Source organism: Stenotrophomonas sp. PS02300 (assembly GCF_029959395.1).
Classification (GTDB): Bacteria; Pseudomonadota; Gammaproteobacteria; order Xanthomonadales; family Xanthomonadaceae; genus Stenotrophomonas; species Stenotrophomonas maltophilia_AD.
The window spans coordinates 82,071-100,096 of the sequence record NZ_JASCOP010000003.1 but is presented as its reverse complement, the minus strand read 5'-3'; the positions used below and the strand labels follow the sequence as shown (position 1 = coordinate 100,096).

Below are 18,026 nucleotides of genomic sequence, written 5' to 3'. Positions count from 1 at the left end.
AAAATCTTTTTTATTTGGGCGGGGGGGGGGGGGGCCCCCCCCCCCCCCCCCCCCCCCCACCGCACCCGATCAGGCCGCAACGCGCTCCCTGCGCGCGGGCTGCGCGTCGGCCAGGCGGAACTGCCCGACCGATTGCTGCAGCTCGGACGACTGCGCGTTCAATGCACGCGCAGCGGCCGAAGCCTCCTCGACGAGGGCAGCGTTCTGCTGGGTCACACCATCCATCTGCACGATGCTCTGGTTGACCTGCTCGATCCCTGCCGCCTGTTCCTGGCTGGCGTTGGCGATCTCTTCGATCAGCCCACCCAGCTCCCCTACCGATGCCACCACCCGCTGCAGGGTCTGCCCCGCCTGGCTGGCCAGTGCGCTGCCATCGGCCACCTGGGCCACCGATGCCTCGATCAGCGTCTTGATTTCCTTGGCCGCGCTGGCCGAGCGCTGCGCCAGCGCGCGCACCTCGGAGGCCACCACCGCGAAGCCACGGCCCTCTTCACCGGCACGCGCGGCTTCCACCGCCGCGTTGAGCGCCAGGATGTTGGTCTGGAACGCGATGCCGTCGATGACCGTGGTGATGTCGGCGATGCGGCGCGAGGACGCTTCAATCCCGGTCATGGTGTCCACCACCTGCGCCACCGCGGTGCCGCCCTGCACGGCCACGTCGGCCGCTTCGGCGGCCAGGCGGTCGGCGCGGCGGGCGTGGTCGGCGTTCTGCTTCACCGCCGAAGTCAGTTCTTCCAGCGACGCGGCCGATTCTTCCAGGCTGGCCGCCTGCTGTTCGGTGCGGCGCGACAGATCATCGTTACCGGCGGCAATCTCCGCCGAGGCGGTGGCTACCGATACCGCCGCCTGCTGGATGCCGCCCACGATGGCGGTCAGCTGGGCCACGGTGGCATTGGCGTCATCGCGCATGGTGGCGAACACGCCCTGGAACTGGCCTTCGATGCGGCCGCGCAGGTCGCCGTCGGCCAGCGCGCGCAGCAGGCCGGACAGCGCGCTGAGGTTGCGGTCGGCGGTGACCATCAAGGTGTTGAGGCCTTCGACCATCACCCGGAAGTCGTGCTGGTAGGCATCGGCGTTGCCGCGCACGCTGAAGTCGCCCGCAGCGGCGGCCGCGACCAGGTGCTTGATCTCGCCGTTGATCGCCTGCAGGCGATCGCGCACGCCATTGACCGATTCGGTGATGCGCGCCTTTTCGCCCGGCAGCTGCTCCATGGACTGCGACAGGTCGCCGTCGGCATAGCGACGAACGAGGTCGACCATGCGCATCTTGACCCCGATGTGCGCGGCGACCAGTTCGTTGGTACCGGTCACCATGGTGCCGAACTCGCCTTCGAAGCGGCTGGCGTCGATACGGTGGCTGATCGCGCCTTCGGCGTGGCGCTGGCTCATTTCGTTCTGCGCGTGGATGATCTCGCGGAGCTTGTCCTGCATCTGCTGCAGCGCGCCCATCAGGCGGCCCACTTCGTCCTGGCTGCGCACCACGATGCGCTGGTCCAGGCGGCCGGCGGCCACGTCACGCGCAACCTGCCCGGCCTGTGCCAGCGGCACCGTGAGCAGGCGCCGCACCACCACGATCAGCGCCACGATCACCGCCAGCAGGCCCAGCCCGGAAACCACGCCGATCTGCAGCATCAGCTTGTGCAGCACGGTCTGCAGCACCGACGTGGGCTCCAGGCCGAGCACCGTCCACTGCCACGGCCCGTAGGTCTGGGCGGTGACGAAGTAGGTCTGCGGGGTGGCGTCCTTCGCGATGCGCAGGTGCAGGGTGGCCTCGGTGGCCTTGCCGGCCAGCAGGGCATCCAGTTCGGCGCGGTCGCTTGCGTCGATCAGCTCGAGCAGCTTTTCACCTTCACCGGCGGAGCCGGCCACCACGGTGCCGAACTGCTCGCCTGCGCGGGTGTTGACCGCCAGGAAGTGGCCTTCCTTGCCGAGCTTGGAGTCGCGCAGGCGAGTCTTCAGCGCCGCCAGGCCCTCGGTGTAGTTCTGGCCGACGAAGGCGATGCCGGCAACCTCGCCTGCGGCATCCTTGATCGGCATGTAATGGGTCATGTAATCCACCCCGAACAGCCGTACCGGTCCGGTGAAGCCTTCGCCGGCCAGCATCTTCGCGTAGGCGGGGCTGGCGTGGTCGAGCACGGTGCCCATGGCGCGCGCGCCTTCGGCATTGCGCACCGAGGTGGAGACACGCACGAAGTCATCGCCGTCGCGCACGAACACGGTGGCCACGCCACCACCGGTTGCCTCGGCGAAGCGGTCCACCGCGCCTTCCTGCAGGTTGAGCACGTCGGTGCCCAGGCGCAGGGTTGGGGTCTGGCGCTCGCCCACGGTCACGGTGTTGGCCGCATCCACGCTGACCTCGCCGGCCGGCAGCATGGCGCGGAAGATTCCGGCCATGCGTTCGGTGCTGTCGCTCAGGCTGCGGTCGTACAGTTCCACCGAGTCACGCATCAGGTCGGTGGACGACTGCAGGCCGGCTTCAACGCGCTGCTGGTAGCTGGTGGCGGCCTGGCGGTAGATCAGCACCGCCAGCGCCACGAACGCTACGGTGGTGATCAGGCCCATGAGCAGCGCCAGGCGGGCGCCGATGGAAGTTGAGAAAACGGTGGCGGCACGGGTCGTCATCGTTGGTACTCGAAGGTGGGGGTTGGATTGAGAGATACGTCACAGTTCTTATCGGCACCGAAGTGGTCCTCTTTACGTAAAAAAAGACAAAACACGCAAACCTTTCGTTTGATCCAAGTTGTTGATCTGAAACAGATGTCTCCCGGTTGCACCTTCACAAAGCCGGATTGCCGTTCAGGAATGGGCGGATTTTTCTCAAGTTGGGCTCCCTCCTGCCGCCAGCGGCGGCGCCCTGCCCGCCCTTAGGATCGGATTGCCGCACCCTTGGCAGCGCGGGGTGCGCGGCGCTACACTTGTTCACATCGCGGCACCCACGCCGCGTAGCAGCACACTTGGGGCCATAGCTCAGCTGGGAGAGCGCGTCGTTCGCAATGACGAGGTCAGGAGTTCGATCCTCCTTGGCTCCACCACTTAATTTGCTTTGTTTATCAAGAGGTTGGACAGGAAACTGGCCAGCCTTTTTTTCTTGCCCTGGCCCCCTAAATCCAAGTAAAACCAGGCCTTTCCAAGGATGGTTTTTCCCAATCTTTTCCCAATGCCATGATCGGAATCCTCCCTGTTCTGCGCGAAATGTTCCCGGGCAAGGCGATGCTGACCGTCGAGGACGTCGCTCAGGTGCTCAACCGGACGGGCGCGGGGGGCTACGAGCAGACCCGGGATCAGCTTTCCAGAGGGCTCATCGTTCCCGGGCTGAGGAAATTTGGCGGAAGCTGGCTGGTACCCATCACCACCTTGGCGGCAGCCCTTGATGGCCTGGTCCAGACCGATGTCACCGGCAGATCCTCACCGAAGCCATTGGCCGCGACTCATACCGTAGTCTCAGCCGAGCCATTGATACCTCGCCGGACCGGCCGAATGCCAAACCGAGCTAAGCAACGTTTGGAGCTCCAGCAAACTCGAGCCTGCCTGTTCTGGCCGCTCGTGCTCTCAACACTGAGAAAATGGCAACTCGACGCGGCGCTTCCACCGCCCGCCGTCCGCCAACCTCGAAAGCGTTTCTAATATAAAAGAACTGCAGCTAGGGCATCGGAGAAAGATCCCGCTGGTTGACTTCCGAGTCTGGCATGCTATCGATCAAACCGAGCCGTAAATGGTTAACCCACCTACGGCTTGCGAGCCTCCGAGCAAACGGCCTCCTCCCCCGGCTGCTCGGGGGCTTTCTTGTTTCAGACCCTTGCGCTTTCCCAAAAATCCGCTACCCCTGAAAGCATCCATATCTTTCTGGGAGGAAAGCATGAAACGCCCAAACAGCCTTGCTGGCGCTTTGGCAGCGGTTGCTTCTTTGGTTTTAGTCGGCTGTTCGACCGTGAAAAAACCCACAACCCCAACGCAAACACTTGGGGTTTGGACGCCAGCCAAAGCACCTTCTACTTTTTACCGCCTTACTCACCCCAAACAAGAACGGGCTTGGAAGGGGGTCTCGCCTGTCTTGCGTGAAAAAGTCGAAGCCGTCGTGGCGCAGTTGGCGGCAGAGGGCTTTCATATACGCGTTGTGGAAGCCTACCGGAGTCCTGAGCGTCAAGCAGCCCTAATGGCTTCTGCTAGTGGCGTGACCAGCGTGGGAGCGTGGTCCAGCTGTCACAACTACGGCTTGGCGTTGGACACAGCCGTTTTTGTCGACGGGAAGCCAAGCTGGAACTTGAACGATCCGCACGTGATGGCCGGCTACCTGCGCTTCGGGGAGCTGTCGGAGATCGTCGGGTTGAACTGGGGCGGGCGGTGGACCAGCCCCAAGGACTACCCACACGTGGAACTCAAGTCCGAATGCGGGCAGGCCAAGCTGGCTTATCGCCAAGGCCGAAAGCTCCCCATTTTCACAGCTCCGCTAGAACCCGCTTCTTATCTCCTCGCGCGCGCCTTGCCGCCAAGTTGGTGCCCTCGTGGGTCGGGTTGGGCGTGCGCGGCCTGGGGAACCGCAAAGCCATTGGCTTGGCAATGGGAAACACCGAATCGAGCATGTTTGGCGACCTTTCCTAACAAGATGAAAAAGATCGTCTGATTGCCTTGCGCAAATGAAATCCCCTGCTATGGATTTAAGTATCAATCCAAACTCGGGAGGGTTTAAATGTTTCCGCATCGTCTAGCCATTTTATCCGCACTGATCGGCGCTGCTTTGTTTGTAGCGCCGGCTTACGCTCAAACCGCTACGGGCACGGGCGCAACGGCATCAGGGCCTAACTCAACGGCAACGGGTGAATACGCCCAAGCGTCTGGTCCAAACTCTACCGCTACAGGAGCCTACGCGATTGCTACGGGCAACGGAGCCATCGCGAACGGGATTCAGGCCAATGCGTCGGGTGACAACGCGCAGGCATATGGCACTAACGCCCAAGCATCGGGCCAGAACTCGATGGCCATTGGACAGACCGCGAATTCGGCGGCAGAGAGGACTGTTGCCATCGGCACTTTGAGTTTTGCTGGTGCTGAAGATGCGGTCGCAGTTGGACAACAATCGGTCGCGACCGGTGTTAAGTCGGTAGCTCAAGGTGTGCAGGCGCAAGCCAGCGGCGATCTGTCCATGTCCTTTGGATACCTCAGCCGCTCGCGCGGCAACGCCTCGATTGCTCAAGGGAATCAGGCCCACGCCAACGGAAATCATGCGGTTGCGATTGGTTCGTCCACCGTTGCCGATGCATTTCAGTCACTTGCACTGGGCGTTGGGGCTGAGGCTCGCGCTCAGGATTGTGTCGCCCTGGGCTCTCATAGCCGCTGCTGGGCCAGCGACGAAGTCAGCGTGGGATCCACTTACGAGGACGGGGGCCAGAGCACTCGTCGCATCACCAACGTTCGCGCCGGCACCTCGGACACCGACGTCGCAAACCTCGGACAGGTCCGTCAGGCGGCCCAAGCGTTGGGCGGCGGCGCCACGTTCGTCAACGGCAACTTTGTCGCGCCCATCTATCAGTTCCGCAGCGGTGCCACGCATCAAACCGTTGGAGCGGCCTTGGATGATCTGGACGGGCGCGTGACCTTCCTTGAGCAAAACCCAGGCAGCGGCTCGGGCACGCCTGGCCCGCGTGGCGCAGATGGATTAAGCGCCTATGAGGTGGCGTTGGCCAACGGTTTCCAGGGCAATGAACAAGATTGGCTGGCAAGCCTGAAAGGGGAGCCTGGGATCCAAGGGCCCGCTGGCAACGATGGCGTAGACGGAACCGCAGGGACCGGCTCGGGCTCAACTGCAAAGGCGGGCAAGAACGTCGAAGTCACCAACAACTCAGACGGCACCCAAACCGTTACGGTCAGCGACAACGTGCAGCTGTCGGACGCGGGGTCAGTGAGCGTTGGCGCGACCACCGTCAACGCCCAAGGCGTGACGATTCAAGGCGGTCCCTCGATCACCACGGGAGGCGTCAACGCAGGCAATCAGCGCGTGACCAACGTTGCCAGTGGGCGTATCGAGCGGGGCTCCACCGATGCCGTCAATGGCGGCCAGCTTTGGGACGCTCAGCAAGCTTGGAACGACCGGTGGACAGACACTGACCGCCGCTTGCGCCACCAGGACCGTCGGGCTAATGGGCTCGGGGCTCAGCTCGGAGCGATGTCCCAGATGGCCACCGCTGCGGCTCAGAACGGCGGGACTGCCGTGGGCCAGGTCAACCTGAACGTTGGGGCGGGTTTCTCGGGCGGCGAAGCGGCGATCAGCGTCGGCTGGGGGGCCCGAATCTCGGAGCGCACCAGCGTCTCGGCTGGCGTGAGCTTCGGCTCTGGCAACAAGCCGGTGGCTGGTTTCGGGCTGAGCATCAACCTGGGGCGCTAAACGAACGATTGCATGGTGGGAAAAGGAGGTGATCGTATCTCGGCAAGGGCCCTTCGGGGCCTTTGTTCGTGCCAGGGCTTGACGAATGGGTTCTTTCTTTTATGGGTATATAGGTATACCCATCAATGGAGGACCCTTGAACTGGAAACGCAATCAGAAATACCTGTCCCGCCCACGCCATCTCTACGGGTTGTTCTTTGACAACGGGTGCTGCTACGTGGGGCAGACCGTCGATTTAAAGCAACGCGAGCAGCAGCACCGCGGTGCCCGTGGGGGCTGGCAGGGCAAGCCGTTCACCTTTGTTCCACTGTCCAGCGTGACTGGCACGCAGGCCCACGCTGAGCTGCACGAGTATGCCTGGCGCTACAAGGCCTTCAATCAAGGCTGGCGCATCTATGCCAAGCCCCCGGGACAACTCATTCGCGATCCTCGCAGACGCACGACGGGTTATATGAAGTCCCTGGCTGCTGGCTACAGGTGGCCAGAGGCGGCCCCAGGAATACGTCACGTTCTCGGCTCTTCGCCGTCGCTGGCATGGGGTTTTTTCAAGTGGTTGATTCTCTTTCCTGCACTTCTCTGCCTTGCTTTGACCCTCCTTCGCCTCGGTGCAATGGGTCTGTAGCTAAGTGGGACCGGCGGAAGCCGTGGTCCACCCTGCGATCTCTTTCAACGCGCCTTTGCCTTGGCCGGTTTTGACCTTGCTTTGGGTGCAAAAGGCATTAAAAGAACGCGGCCAATGGGCCGCGCCTGAAAGCAAAAGCGTGAGGGGAAGAAGGCAAGGGGCGGCATGGCCGCCCTGTATGCCTATCACCGGATGATTCCCTGCCTTTGAAGAGGGATTTGCACCGGGACTGGCGGCTCGGCCAGTGGTCGAGGAGTGCGTCGAAGCGCCTCGAACACTTCAAGCAACCCGCGCGCCCTGCGCTCGCCCTCGCTCATCTGGGCTTGGGCCTGCCGCTGCTCGCGGTGCTCTTTCACTATCATGTCCAGCTTGCCTTGGATGCCGCTTCGCTGCATGGGGGGCCGCTGGAGGGATTGCTGCTGAGGCGATTGAACCTGCATGGGATGTAGAGCCGCTCCTATTTTCTTGCCTACCACGCCCGCGTCGAGGACGGTCTCCTTCAACCGCTCCAGGCCCAGGCGCTCGTGCAGGCGCTCCACGTCATCAGATGTCGCATACATCCGATAGCTACCCTTTGTGAGACGAGTGAAGGCGACGAGGGCGGAGTGGGCGTCGAGCATGCCCAGATTGGCCAAGTGGAAAACCTCCCGCTTCCCTTGGCCCTGGCTCTTATGCACTGTTCCTGCGTAGCTATACTGCAAACACTTCATCTCAAAACTGTTGAACGTCAGACGCCGCCCATACCCCTTCGTCTCCGAGCGAATGGAAACCGCGATGTCGTAGCCGCCCTTCCTTGAAGGTTTGATGTTCTCCACCACGGCCTGCGTGCCATTGATGACCCCCAGGTCCTTATTCTTCGTAGTGAAAACGATCTGGTCGCCTTTGGACAGTGCCAAGTCGAACTTGCGTCCCTTGTCCCGAGCCTCTATCACCACCATACCCTCAAGCTCGACAAGTCATTGATAGACAACATCGCCGTCGACGACCGGGCACTTCTAAAGACGCAGGCGATCATCCGACTTGCACAGGATCTTGGCTACGCGACCGTCGCTGAAGGGGCGGAAACCGCTGAGCAGGTAGAACGTCTTAGGGCCTTGGGATGCGATGGGATCCAAGGCTACGCCTTGGCTCGCCCCATGAATCCGGACCTTCTGATCACCATGCTTCGGGACCAACCCGCTTTTCCCTGGTAATCCGACGCTGCTCATTGATTCACGCGTAGCCATGGGCCGACAACCTTACGTGGACCCCGCAGCAGTAGGCGTTACGCTGCCACCTGGCACATGCCATCTCAATAGAAGCGGCTATCCGACAATTAGACTTTTGGCGACGTTCTCCGCTGCAAACAGCGCGGCCTCCAACGTTGCAAAAGATGTTCGCTGAACCGTTTCGCTTTCCCCGGACTCAAGGCGAACACTAAGAAGGATCCAGTCGTCCACCGACTCTTGCCAGACCTCTGCGGTGTAGCTGGTATCAAAGAGGCCCAAGACCACGTTGAAATGACGATCGTCCGATTGCTGACTACCCATGTTGTTCGTGCCTGGACGAGCCCTCCAACATCACTCCCGCAGTGCACTCCTTACACCACTCGCGAATCTGTCGGCAAGCTGCTTAATGCTGATAAGAAACGCTACCCCAATGCTTCCTGTCATGGTCGCGCTCCGCCATCCGGCTCATTGAGCCCGAAATTACATCACTCTAGGAGCATTGCACTGGGGGCGGTGGATAGCAATAGGGTGTGTTCGCTGCAGGCGTCGCTGCACTATCGTGTGAAGAGGGGACCGATGCCAGCACCACATGGGGAATGGCCGCTGCTGTGGTCTGCCTTCCCCGCAAAGAGGGGTTTGCCGCAGGGTGCGCCGAGGCTTTGCTACAAAACACGACGGCGACCATCGGTTGCTGGCCCCTCCCTGGCAGGAGAACTCCCTGGCCTCAGACCGGCGTCGCAGGCATGAAGCGTTCAGCAGATCAAGGCAAAGGCATGGCAACAAACCTCGCTTCTCCCCCAGAGGAACACCAAGTGTTGCAAAGTGAGCACCTAAAAATGGGAGCTATTGGCTAAGCTGACGCGAGGGAACAGCTCGGCACCCGCACGAGCCCAAGTGCGACCGCATGTAACTTTCCGGCCAGCGCCTCATCCGCCACGGTGGCAGTGAAATGGGGAAAAGTCAGTGGCGGGCTCGCGAAGATGGTGGTCAACAACCGTCCATAGACAACCATCTGGAGAGAACGCCCGGCCGCGTCCCGCATGAAACTGTTCAGGAAGCAAAGCGATTCCGGCGACAAGTGGATTCGGAACTGCGGATGTCCGGCCCCGCCGTAGCCTAAGAACTCAATAGCGCTGAATTGGACTTTTAAAGTATTCGGTTGCAAGGCAAGCTCGGGCGCAGTGGGAGAATCGCGTTAGTGCACTCATCGTCAGCGAACCTCGGTCGCTGGGCGAAGCACCTTGCATTTGACGTCCACAGCTGCGGAGTGAATTAAACAGATCCCCAGCCTCATCGTCATCATCTCAGAAGCTGAGGTAAAGGTATTGTGGCGGACCGGCCTCCCACCGTCGTTCTTGGCTGCCCTCGCGCGCTACTGCCCAACGCTTCCGGCGGCATGGCCCGCTCAATCTACAATGCCACTGTTTGTTGTGGCTGTTTGGCAAAAAGCGCGTCCACCGGCATGGAGTCCTCTTGCGAGTATGCTGGTTCGGTGACCGCCAGGCTAGTGAAAGACAAGCGGCACGCTCTGTTGGGAGGGAGAGCGCCGCTTCAACCGCGCCCTGCACCATCTCTAGTCACGGAGGGAATCCGGGCATCCATCGACACGTGCAATGATGATCCATGAGGCTTGAGGTGAGCAGCGTTCCACGCTGCTACCATCAACTGCCCCCAACCTGATTGAGCACTATGGAACTAGCGAACCTCTCTCTCATTCAAGAGCGCATTCGTGGCATTGAGGGACAGCTTGAGCTGTCTCTTGCCCACTTCAAAGCATTGGAAGTAGGTCTCCGACTGGCGATTGCCACCCACAAGGATCTGACGAGCTTTCTCGCAGCGTTGGATGTCTTCGAAGAGGGCAGCGATGGCCTCGGCCCTTTGGCAGGAAGCGGTTGCTCAGCCGATTATCAGCGCGCCTTCAGCGAAGGCATTGCGAACATACGGAAAGACGTCCGTTATTTCCAAGAGAAAAGCGCTGGCTAACACGCAATCTGTCATTGCAAGCGGTCGCTCCCAGGCACAGTCGGACCTCGTCGAGGACCTGAGGGCGTTTTGATAGCCGGTCTCCGACCAAAGTCATTCTCAAGGACAGGGCGTCCTCCATTGAGCGCCACGTCACCCATCCTGGACGACGACAGCGTCTGAGGGACGAGGAAACTGCTGGCCAAGGGCGGTTGGCGCCCAGTCTGGGCCTTCACAACCTGCTGGACACTCGAGCGCGAGGAGGTGGTGATCCGCCTTTTCCTAACTCGCGCAAGCTATCCGCCCAGCTCCTTAGGGCGAGGGGCGCTGCTCCCGGTGGGAAAACGCTCCATGAATTCAGCAAATCGCCGACCTGCGATGGCTTGACGCACGGCGCATTTGGGGCATTTGAGCACAGCGCCGCCCCGGGGCAACCGGATCAAAGAAGGCCCCTCGGAAGCTCGGAACAAGTGGCTGCAATACAGGCATTTTGCGTAAACGCAGTCCACGTGCACGGTGTCTGGGTGGGCCGCCGCGCTGAAGTCGCTTTGGATCTCAAACAGGTAAAAAACGCCGGTGTCGGGCATGACAGAGCCTCTCGTTGCGGCGGGAACGGGCGACAAAGTCTCCCGGAAGGCTGGTGAAGGCCTCAAGTCAGACCTTAGCGCGCCATTTGTTAAGAACAAGCATCCTGGCCTTGCTCAAGGATAGGCGGCAGTCGAACCTAAGCTTGGATCTGCGGCGCTGTCTTCACAACCATTGGAGCAGAGCCGTCGGAGAATGTCGCCATGAACAAGGCACCTGATGGTCCGGATGGCGTATGCATTACCCTGTATCGAGACAGCGGAAGCAAGCAAATTCAGCTGGATAATTTGGCCTCACTCCGCTTAGCGGATGACGAACTACTGTGGGTGGACGCCTGTGGCAGTGGACAAGAATCGCTGCGGTCGGTCTGGGACGCCCTCGGACTAAAGGGCAACTCGCTCGACGCCTGTCACGGCTCAACCAATCCGCGTCTGGAAAAGTTCGCGGGCTGCTTTATAGCCAAGGTAGTCGCGGTTATCCCGTCGGAGGAGTTGGGGTTTCGTGGCGCCGTTCTGACGATCATTGCCGGGCCGAACTTCGTCGTGACGCACCACGACGAGCAGATCGACTTCCTATCCGACATTAGGGACCGAGATCCTGGCGCCGCCTGCGACATCGGCTGCCTCGGCGAAGCAAGCTTTGTAGCGGCCATCCTGGACTGGCATCTTTCAACCTACTTTGCAGCGTGCGCTAGGTTCGAGGTCGAGATCGAGCGGCTCGAGAGCCGTATTTTGTCGGATCAGCCGCCTGGCCGCTCGGCACTCCCTCAGCTCTGCGCGTTACGAGGCGCGGCGTCCCGGCTTCGAAGGATGCTGGCGCCCCATCGGATCGTCTTCGACGGGCTTTCGCGGGCCGACTTTGTCCCCGATGGGAACGAAGACGTCGCCCGTCACCTGCGGGACTTGGACGACCGGTTCGAGCGCGCTATGGATGTCGTGGAGAATGCTCGGGAACTGGTGGTCGGGAGCTTCCAGCTGTTCAGCACGCAAACTGAGCTTCAGACCAATGAGCGCATGAAACTGCTGACTTTCGTTACAGTCGTGACGGGGTTGCTCGCGGTCATCGCAGGGGCGCTGGGGATGAACTTCGAGGCCAACTTCTTCGGCGCGAAGACCCTCGGCTTCTGGTTGGCGGTGCTTCTGATGGCCAGCCTCGGAACGGCTGCTGTCGTGATTGGAAAGCGACGCGGGTGGCTGTAGAGCCGTTTGGGGCCGCTACGAAACAATGTCCGTTGGCGCAACATCGCCCGTCGCGTCCTATGCGTGGCTAATGAAACTGGTCTTCCCTGCCCCTCTTGCTCTAGTTCACTGCAAATCCACCGCCATCGGACACCCCGGCGTGTCCAAGTGCGCATGTGACCTACTCGCCAGGATGCGCAAGCTGCACACCGAGTTGTTCGAGCTTTTGAAGGTTCGCTGCGGAACCTCTGAGACGCCATCGGGCTCCTTTCGCGTCATGCCCACTTTGGCCGTTTGCAATCGATGCCGGAGGCGCATAACGGAGTTCGTGTGCCAGGACTGGAGCTAGAAACCCTTCCTGGAACCCATCCTTCTGCAGAATGCCGTCCACAAGCTACAGCGACGCTTGGCTGAACCGTTCATCTTTGACGTCGGAGTGCTAGAGGTCGACTTCCCTGTCCTGCATACTGGGATGCGTTGGACTGGGTGAGCTTGATTGATGCCAATGGTGGCAAGGCTTCGAGTCCTGATGGTCGAGGATCAAGATGATCTGCGGGAGTTGATCGGTTCCGCCCTCCGGGACTATGGGGTTGCTGTGATCACTGCCGCAGATGGGGTGGCGGCACAAGCGTTGATTGAATCGGACGAAGAGTTTGACGTGGTATTTACCGACGTCAGGATGCCCAACGGTGTGTGCGGGGTCGCGCTCGCGGAAAGCATTAGGGAAACGAGGCCGCACGCTCGGGTCATACTTACGTCCGGCTTCGCGCCCGCGCAGCTGCCGCAGTTGCCGCCCGGCGTAGCCTTCCTCCCAAAGCCCTATCGACTCAAGCAACTGTTTGCGATTTTGAGCGCAGTCGCTGCAGGGGAAGAGTGAGACGTGGCGGAGCCGCGATCACCAGAAGCCTTCTGACGGTCCGCTCAGCTTGGCCGTCAACGCAACGTGGCGTGGGCTCTGACCGGGAAGGTCCCCATACCCACGACCTTCGGCGGTGCAGCGTGCAAGCGAAAGTTTTCCGTCGGCAGGTCTCCAAGGCGCGTCATGTGCTCAATGATGGGAATGCCAGCTGCCAACAGAACCGAGTGAACGGGGCGCTCTGTCCCTGCTGTGTCGTCGATGTTGAGCGAGTCGATCCCCACCATCACGGCACCCTGGTCGCGCAGGTATGTAGCGGCCTTCTCTGTAAGGTAAGGGTGCCCATCAAAGTAGCGCTCGCTGCCCCAGTGTTGATCCCAACCCGTGTGAACCAAGACCGCACGTCCCCGACACTCGTAGGGAACGAAGTGGTGCCAGTCTATGGCGCGGTCGGCAGCGCCGAGCGCCTTGACGGTGATCCCAGGCACGTCCGCAACGTGGCTGAGCGGCAGGTCGGCCAAGTCGTATCCGTCTGCGTAGCGATGGAACGGCACATCGATGTAGGTCCCGGTGTTGCCGACCGTCTCAAGACGGTCAATTTGGAACTCCGTGCCGGCGCCATACAACGAACGGGAAGCGATCCTGGAAAGGTGGTCACAGATCATGGGGGCGGGTAGGCCTTTCACTGTCATCATGCCGCTGCTGATGGAGTGGCTAAGATCAATGAACGCCGGAGCATTAGCTTCGCCGGCCTCCCTTGGAGCTGGACTCGTGGAGCGCTTGTGGGGCTCTTGGATGATGCGCTTGTTAAGGATGTGCGCTTTGCCGACCATCAACAGCCGCATGTCGCGGATGACATAAGCGGCAAGGAACTCATCGTCGATGTCGTCCCCCGAGATATCCAAGCGGAAGCCGTGGCCCTGGATGCCGCCCCCGTTGCTGAACTCGATTTCGAAATCGAAACACGCTCTCTTCTGCATTGGTTGGCGCCTCCGTTAGGTCTCAGTGTCGCGTCGTGCTCTGTGTGCTCGAACTTTTGCCCGGTTTCCGCAGCCGCTGGCCGAAGAGCACCACCGCCGCTTTCTTGGCCGCGAGGTGTCCTCAAAGACCATGGCGCACTCGGGGCAACGCCTAAGTCGATCCCGGCGCGGCACCACCAATAGACCTAGGGCGTCTTCCGACAAGACGGACATTGCCGCGTTCAACGGTTGGTCGCCGACCCGCACCAGCACACCATTCTGCAGGCAAGGTCTGAGCGGCATCCTGCTCGCCGTGAGGTTGAGAAAGGTGACGTCGTCGCCCGGTGGCGCCCTGCCATCGATGATCGACGTCGTGCAGCGATAGATCGCTTCTCTAACGTAGCGCGCAATGGCCAGGTCATTGGCTGAGAAACCGACACCGGCCGGCGCAAGCTCCGCCTGTCCTAGCCACGCAGCAAGGGCATTTTCGTCCTCTAAACGCTCCCTCCCCCGACCGGCTCGCTCGCCCAATGTGTCGACGAAATCCAAGGCAATGCACCCGGCAATGAATTCAAACCCGTTCACTGGCTTCATGTAACCTCTATAACTGGTGTCCGCGCCCCTAGTCAAGGGGTCGCGCGATAGGCATCACCCGGCACGGCGAGACCCGGGGGCGTCGCGGCGAAGGGCTGAACGGTTTAACGAATTAGCCTGGTTTGATTCAGGCTCTGGGTGGGGGATCATGGTTGCTAGCAGGGCCGGTTGGTGCGCAGCTGAAGGCAAACAGAGGAGCTACCGTAGTGCTTGTCACTGACAGATTCATCATCGTCAATGTCACTGAAGCCAAGCGTCTGCAGCCCATATCGCCGAGCGAGGACCTCGTCTGGCGGGGCGTGGAAAGCATGGACGTTGAGTGCCTGTCCTGCCACGGCCGGTGGGTAGCGTTACTGGCCGGCGTTGAGACTTATGGAGCCGCGCTCATGGTCTCTTGCCCGAAATGCGGGGCAGCAGAATCGGTGCCAGAGCGGGCACTTCAAGATGAGGCGACGCGGTAGTTGCGAGTGCCTCGCTACGATCTCCCCACGCTTTCATGGGATGTGGTTCGAATTAGTGATATAGAGCTAGCTATCCCCCTCGTTGTCGCGCAGTTGCTATGAACGTGCCTGTTACCGAAGTGCAAGAACGGATGGCGGTCTTAGGCACGATGCACGTCCTGGACTCCGAGTCCGGTGCTTCCTTGGACCGCATTACCGCACTAGCTGCCTTCGCTTTTGCTGCCCCGGTGCGTTCGTCTCGATCGTCGGGGAAGACAAACAACGATTCATCTCCGGGATCGGCCTGCCAGTTGCGGAAACCGATATTCGCGTCTCGGTTTGCGCTCATGCGATCGCCTGCAACGAGGTGATGGTCGTCCCTGATCTTCGCCAAGACCCGCGCTTTCAGCGCAATCCATTAGTCGTCGCGCAACCGCACCTCCGGTTCTATGCTGGAGCTCCTCTTGTGGCGAAGAACGGGGTGGCCATAGGGGCCATGTGCATCATGGACACGCAGGTGCGTGAATTTTCAGAGACCGATCGCGCTCAGCTTTCAACCTTGGCGCAGTTGGTCATGGCGCAACTCGAGCTTAGAAACATGTCGGGGCGATTGGAGCCTGTGAGCGGCATGCCCAACCGCCACCAGTTCCACATTGACTATGCTGGCCTGGCTCAGCGGCGCGGCGGGCAGCGGGTGTTCGCGGTCCTGTTGGACGTATTTGATATCCCCCGCGCAAACGAGGCCGGGCAAGCCCTTGGCATGCGGCCTTTGGAGGCGTTGATACGGCGGGCAGGTGTCCGGCTCAAGCTAGCCTTGGAGGGCTTGGCGGACGTTTACCACGTGGGAGTGACACGTTTTGCATTCATCGTGGCCCTGCCGAGTGCAAAGGATATCGAAGGGCTGGTAGACGAACTTCGGCAGCGCATGTCCCGCCCACTCATGGCTGCTGCCGTTCCCATGTCCCCTCGATTTCACGCTGGAATCTGCGCTGTGACGCTGGGGGAGGACACAAGTGACGACGTGATTCGAAAAATGTTGATTGGACTGCACGAATCACTCGAAGCGCGACAGGCTTTCGTTTGGTATTCCGAGGAACGCGACCACGACATGCGCCGCGCATATCGTTTGGCCGCAGACGCGGAACGTGGTCTGCGAAAGGATGAGTTCCACTTGGAATACCAACCGCGCTACCGCGCGTCGGATCTGCAACCGGTTTCCGCGGAGGCGTTGCTTCGTTGGACACACCCTCGCCTGGGTCCAGTTAGCCCTGGCGAGTTCATTCCAATCTTCGAGCGAACGGCCTTGATGGCAACGGTCACCCCGTGGGTGCTTGACGCTGCACTCGATCAGATGGTCGCGTGGCGGGACGCCGGTCACCACATGCTGCTGTCCGTCAACCTATCCGGGGCAGACCTTTCCTCTGACGATGCTTGGATCCGGATACGTTCGAAGCTAGAAGCCCGTCTTCTCCCGTTTGATTCCATTGAAATTGAGATTACAGAAGTGAATGGCTCCGCGCCGATTCTGTCGCAGGCAGACAGATACAGGCAATGGCAGACGCCGGCATCAAGGTTGCGATCGACGACTTTGGAAGCGGCTACAGCAACTTCGGCTATTTGTCGGATCTGCCGATTGACACCATCAAGATGGATAAGACGCTCATCGACAATCTTGAGTCGGATCCGAAAGCCAAGCCTAAGGTCGTCGCCATCATCAATTTGGCCCGGGAGCTGGGATACCATACCGTCGCCGAAGGCGTAGAGACGGCTGCTCAGCTCCAGTTCCTCCGGGAACATGGATGTGATCAGATACAGGGCTACGTTCTCTCCAGAGCAGTAAGCGCAGAAGCCTTGCTTGAAGTATTCACGAGCCACGATGCCGAGCAAGCCGAAAGCAAGCTGCATATCCGCTCATAGCAAGTGCGATAGCGGCAAGCTTGTAGTGCCCCCTACCCATAGACCACGACCGGTGACCACTCCGTCCTACAACTGGGCAGCGTGCGCCTGCGAACCAGAGGGGAAAGGCTGGTTCACATTCTTGGTGGGCGAGGTGTTTCTGCTGCCCGCCCTTGGCTTGGAAGTGGGCGAGTTGCGTCCGGATACGCTTGCCTGGGCTATCAGTTGGGCCACTCGGTTGTGCATAGCTGGACCCAGGGCCGAGCCGAATCCGACGAAGAAAAGCCAATACCCGTCTGGGCGGACGACCACCTCCTCCAAGCCAGGCGTCGAACCAACACCTTGGCGAAGGCGATCCACCCATACCTTGGATGGCATCCGGTCGAGCTGGGCCACGACGGCCACCTCCCCAGCGTCCAAGTCCATCACTTCAATGCGAAGAATTTCGGGAAAAGCGGTCGTAGTCGCCATGGCGCGCGCTCTGGTCAGTCCTTTGCGGAGTATCCAGAGCACATGCGAAAGCGGTGTCAACGCACCAAGATAGAACCATCAATGACCTAGGGGGCTTTGTGGCCAGCTTGCGCCCTTCTCAGAGCCCCTACCTCGTCGTCCCAACCCACGGTCGGCCGTCCGCCGCTTTTCCTGCCAGGAACAAGAGAGCCTACCCACTGAACGGTTTAGCAAGGTGCCAGACGTGTGTAGCGGACGTTTGGTCTCCCGACAGCGCTGTAACTGCACGATGCTTAGGGTGTTCTTACCGGCCTCGTTGTGGGGCCGCGAACGGAGAATGCCATGGGCAACCAGAACCAGAACCAGCAAAACCCTAATCCTGGGCAGAACCAGCCAGGCCAGCAGAATCAGCCTGGTCAGCAAGGGCAGCAGGACCGGGACACGCAGCGGCAGGGTCAGCAGCAGCAGGATCAGCAGAACCAGCGCCCGGGGCGGCAGGGCGGCGAGGAGGAGGAGTAAGACTAGCTCCCAGAGGATGCGGTCCACCCCTAGAGCGGGCTGCATCCTTCCTCTACCGCCCTCAGATCGAGCAAGGCGATGCTAGAGGCAGCTCAGTCCAACTTGGGGGATGAGGCGCAATGTCGCCGCAGAGCGCTTCCTGCCCGGCCTTCAAACGGACCGGCACGGCAACTGCCCATAATCCATCTCTATTAGCCTCGGTGATCCAATCCGGGCTGGCCATTGTCGCACCCTGTCGAAGAGGACGCTTGTGCTGTCGATGGAGAGCATCTGCCACCGCTTCCATTTCATGTGTGAACCAGCGATAGCCGTTCGCACAGATTTCAACGGGCTGGTCGCTTGGGTGCGGATAGTGCGGTAGCAGCTCCGCCAGGCGCA

Annotated in this window: 14 protein-coding genes, 1 tRNA gene and 1 pseudogene; 12 read left to right on the top strand and 4 right to left on the bottom strand. The window is 60.7% G+C overall.

All coding sequences use genetic code 11. The annotated features are described in order from the left end of the window. Positions 1-69: 69 nt before the first annotated feature. Complete coding sequence (locus QMX79_RS01830) at positions 70-2,622, bottom strand: Cache 3/Cache 2 fusion domain-containing protein (protein ID WP_282243759.1); 2,553 nt, start codon at positions 2,620-2,622, stop codon at positions 70-72. Between the two features lie 334 nt (positions 2,623-2,956). Between QMX79_RS01830 and QMX79_RS01825 the strand changes: the two genes are divergently transcribed. From QMX79_RS01825 to QMX79_RS01805, 5 genes are all read left to right on the top strand, one after another. Continuing rightward, positions 2,957-3,032, top strand: a tRNA-Ala gene (locus QMX79_RS01825). A gap of 130 nt (positions 3,033-3,162) precedes the next feature. Beyond that, positions 3,163-3,624 carry a hypothetical protein gene (locus QMX79_RS01820; protein WP_282243757.1) on the top strand — a complete coding sequence of 154 codons (462 nt, stop codon included), beginning with the start codon at positions 3,163-3,165 and terminating at the stop codon, positions 3,622-3,624. Between the two features lie 232 nt (positions 3,625-3,856). Further along, positions 3,857-4,621: a M15 family metallopeptidase gene (locus QMX79_RS01815; protein ID WP_282243755.1), complete on the top strand. Its 765-nt coding sequence runs from the start codon at positions 3,857-3,859 to the stop codon at positions 4,619-4,621. A 66-nt stretch (positions 4,622-4,687) separates the two neighbouring features. Next, the gene (locus QMX79_RS01810) at positions 4,688-6,379 is read left to right on the top strand and encodes a YadA-like family protein (RefSeq protein WP_282243753.1); all 1,692 of its coding nucleotides are present in this window, start codon (positions 4,688-4,690) and stop codon (positions 6,377-6,379) included. 136 nt (positions 6,380-6,515) lie between these two features. Then, entirely contained in the window at positions 6,516-7,001 is a 486-nt protein-coding gene (locus tag QMX79_RS01805; RefSeq protein WP_282243751.1) for a GIY-YIG nuclease family protein, read from the top strand. Positions 7,002-7,186: 185 nt separating this feature from the next. Here the strand turns inward: QMX79_RS01805 and QMX79_RS01800 are convergent, their stop codons facing one another. Continuing rightward, positions 7,187-7,897, bottom strand: coding sequence for a hypothetical protein (locus tag QMX79_RS01800; RefSeq protein WP_282243750.1), 711 nt, complete (start codon positions 7,895-7,897; stop codon positions 7,187-7,189). Between QMX79_RS01800 and QMX79_RS01795 the strand changes: the two genes are divergently transcribed. From QMX79_RS01795 to QMX79_RS01780, 4 genes are all read left to right on the top strand, one after another. Beyond that, positions 7,823-8,194 (top strand): EAL domain-containing protein, encoded by a 372-nt coding sequence (locus QMX79_RS01795; protein ID WP_336618843.1) that lies wholly within the window; start codon positions 7,823-7,825, stop codon positions 8,192-8,194. The two genes, QMX79_RS01800 and QMX79_RS01795, sit on opposite strands and share 75 nt — an antisense overlap. Positions 8,195-9,898: 1,704 nt before the next feature. Continuing rightward, positions 9,899-10,192 carry a hypothetical protein gene (locus QMX79_RS01790; RefSeq protein WP_282243749.1) on the top strand — a complete coding sequence of 98 codons (294 nt, stop codon included), beginning with the start codon at positions 9,899-9,901 and terminating at the stop codon, positions 10,190-10,192. Positions 10,193-10,959: 767 nt separating this feature from the next. Beyond that, positions 10,960-11,955: a CorA family divalent cation transporter gene (locus QMX79_RS01785; RefSeq protein WP_282243747.1), complete on the top strand. Its 996-nt coding sequence runs from the start codon at positions 10,960-10,962 to the stop codon at positions 11,953-11,955. A 484-nt stretch (positions 11,956-12,439) separates the two neighbouring features. Then, positions 12,440-12,811 (top strand): response regulator, encoded by a 372-nt coding sequence (locus QMX79_RS01780; RefSeq protein WP_282243769.1) that lies wholly within the window; start codon positions 12,440-12,442, stop codon positions 12,809-12,811. Positions 12,812-12,867: 56 nt separating this feature from the next. Here QMX79_RS01780 and QMX79_RS01775 read toward each other — a convergent pair whose 3' ends face one another. Continuing rightward, positions 12,868-13,770 carry a cyclase family protein gene (locus QMX79_RS01775; protein ID WP_282243745.1) on the bottom strand — a complete coding sequence of 301 codons (903 nt, stop codon included), beginning with the start codon at positions 13,768-13,770 and terminating at the stop codon, positions 12,868-12,870. A gap of 15 nt (positions 13,771-13,785) precedes the next feature. Then, positions 13,786-14,343 carry an ABATE domain-containing protein gene (locus tag QMX79_RS01770; protein ID WP_282243743.1) on the bottom strand — a complete coding sequence of 186 codons (558 nt, stop codon included), beginning with the start codon at positions 14,341-14,343 and terminating at the stop codon, positions 13,786-13,788. Positions 14,344-15,153: 810 nt separating this feature from the next. On the opposite strand from QMX79_RS01770, the pseudogene QMX79_RS01765 reads away from it, so the two are divergent. The 3 genes and pseudogenes from QMX79_RS01765 to QMX79_RS01755 all read left to right on the top strand — a co-directional run. Continuing rightward, positions 15,154-16,230, top strand: a pseudogene (locus tag QMX79_RS01765) (EAL domain-containing protein); the annotation flags it as partial. A gap of 104 nt (positions 16,231-16,334) precedes the next feature. After that, positions 16,335-16,700, top strand: a complete 366-nt coding sequence (locus tag QMX79_RS01760) for an EAL domain-containing protein (RefSeq protein ID WP_282243741.1) — start codon at positions 16,335-16,337, stop codon at positions 16,698-16,700. Positions 16,701-17,471: 771 nt separating this feature from the next. Further along, positions 17,472-17,648, top strand: a complete 177-nt coding sequence (locus QMX79_RS01755; protein ID WP_282243739.1) for a hypothetical protein — start codon at positions 17,472-17,474, stop codon at positions 17,646-17,648. Positions 17,649-18,026: the final 378 nt, after the last annotated feature.

What these genes read in the sequence shown, in the direction of transcription:
- QMX79_RS01810 (WP_282243753.1), top strand. Translation starts at nt 4,688, where the DNA reads ATGTTTCCGCATCGTCTAGCCATTTTATCCGCACTGATCGGCGCTGCT.
- QMX79_RS01790 (WP_282243749.1), top strand. Translation starts at nt 9,899, where the DNA reads ATGGAACTAGCGAACCTCTCTCTCATTCAAGAGCGCATTCGTGGCATT.
- QMX79_RS01770 (WP_282243743.1), bottom strand. Translation starts at nt 14,343, where the DNA reads ATGAAGCCAGTGAACGGGTTTGAATTCATTGCCGGGTGCATTGCCTTG.
- QMX79_RS01830 (WP_282243759.1), bottom strand. Translation starts at nt 2,622, where the DNA reads ATGACGACCCGTGCCGCCACCGTTTTCTCAACTTCCATCGGCGCCCGC.
- QMX79_RS01760 (WP_282243741.1), top strand. Translation starts at nt 16,335, where the DNA reads ATGGCAGACGCCGGCATCAAGGTTGCGATCGACGACTTTGGAAGCGGC.
- QMX79_RS01785 (WP_282243747.1), top strand. Translation starts at nt 10,960, where the DNA reads ATGAACAAGGCACCTGATGGTCCGGATGGCGTATGCATTACCCTGTAT.
- QMX79_RS01815 (WP_282243755.1), top strand. Translation starts at nt 3,857, where the DNA reads ATGAAACGCCCAAACAGCCTTGCTGGCGCTTTGGCAGCGGTTGCTTCT.
- QMX79_RS01820 (WP_282243757.1), top strand. Translation starts at nt 3,163, where the DNA reads ATGATCGGAATCCTCCCTGTTCTGCGCGAAATGTTCCCGGGCAAGGCG.
- QMX79_RS01775 (WP_282243745.1), bottom strand. Translation starts at nt 13,770, where the DNA reads ATGCAGAAGAGAGCGTGTTTCGATTTCGAAATCGAGTTCAGCAACGGG.
- QMX79_RS01780 (WP_282243769.1), top strand. Translation starts at nt 12,440, where the DNA reads ATGGTGGCAAGGCTTCGAGTCCTGATGGTCGAGGATCAAGATGATCTG.
- QMX79_RS01755 (WP_282243739.1), top strand. Translation starts at nt 17,472, where the DNA reads ATGGGCAACCAGAACCAGAACCAGCAAAACCCTAATCCTGGGCAGAAC.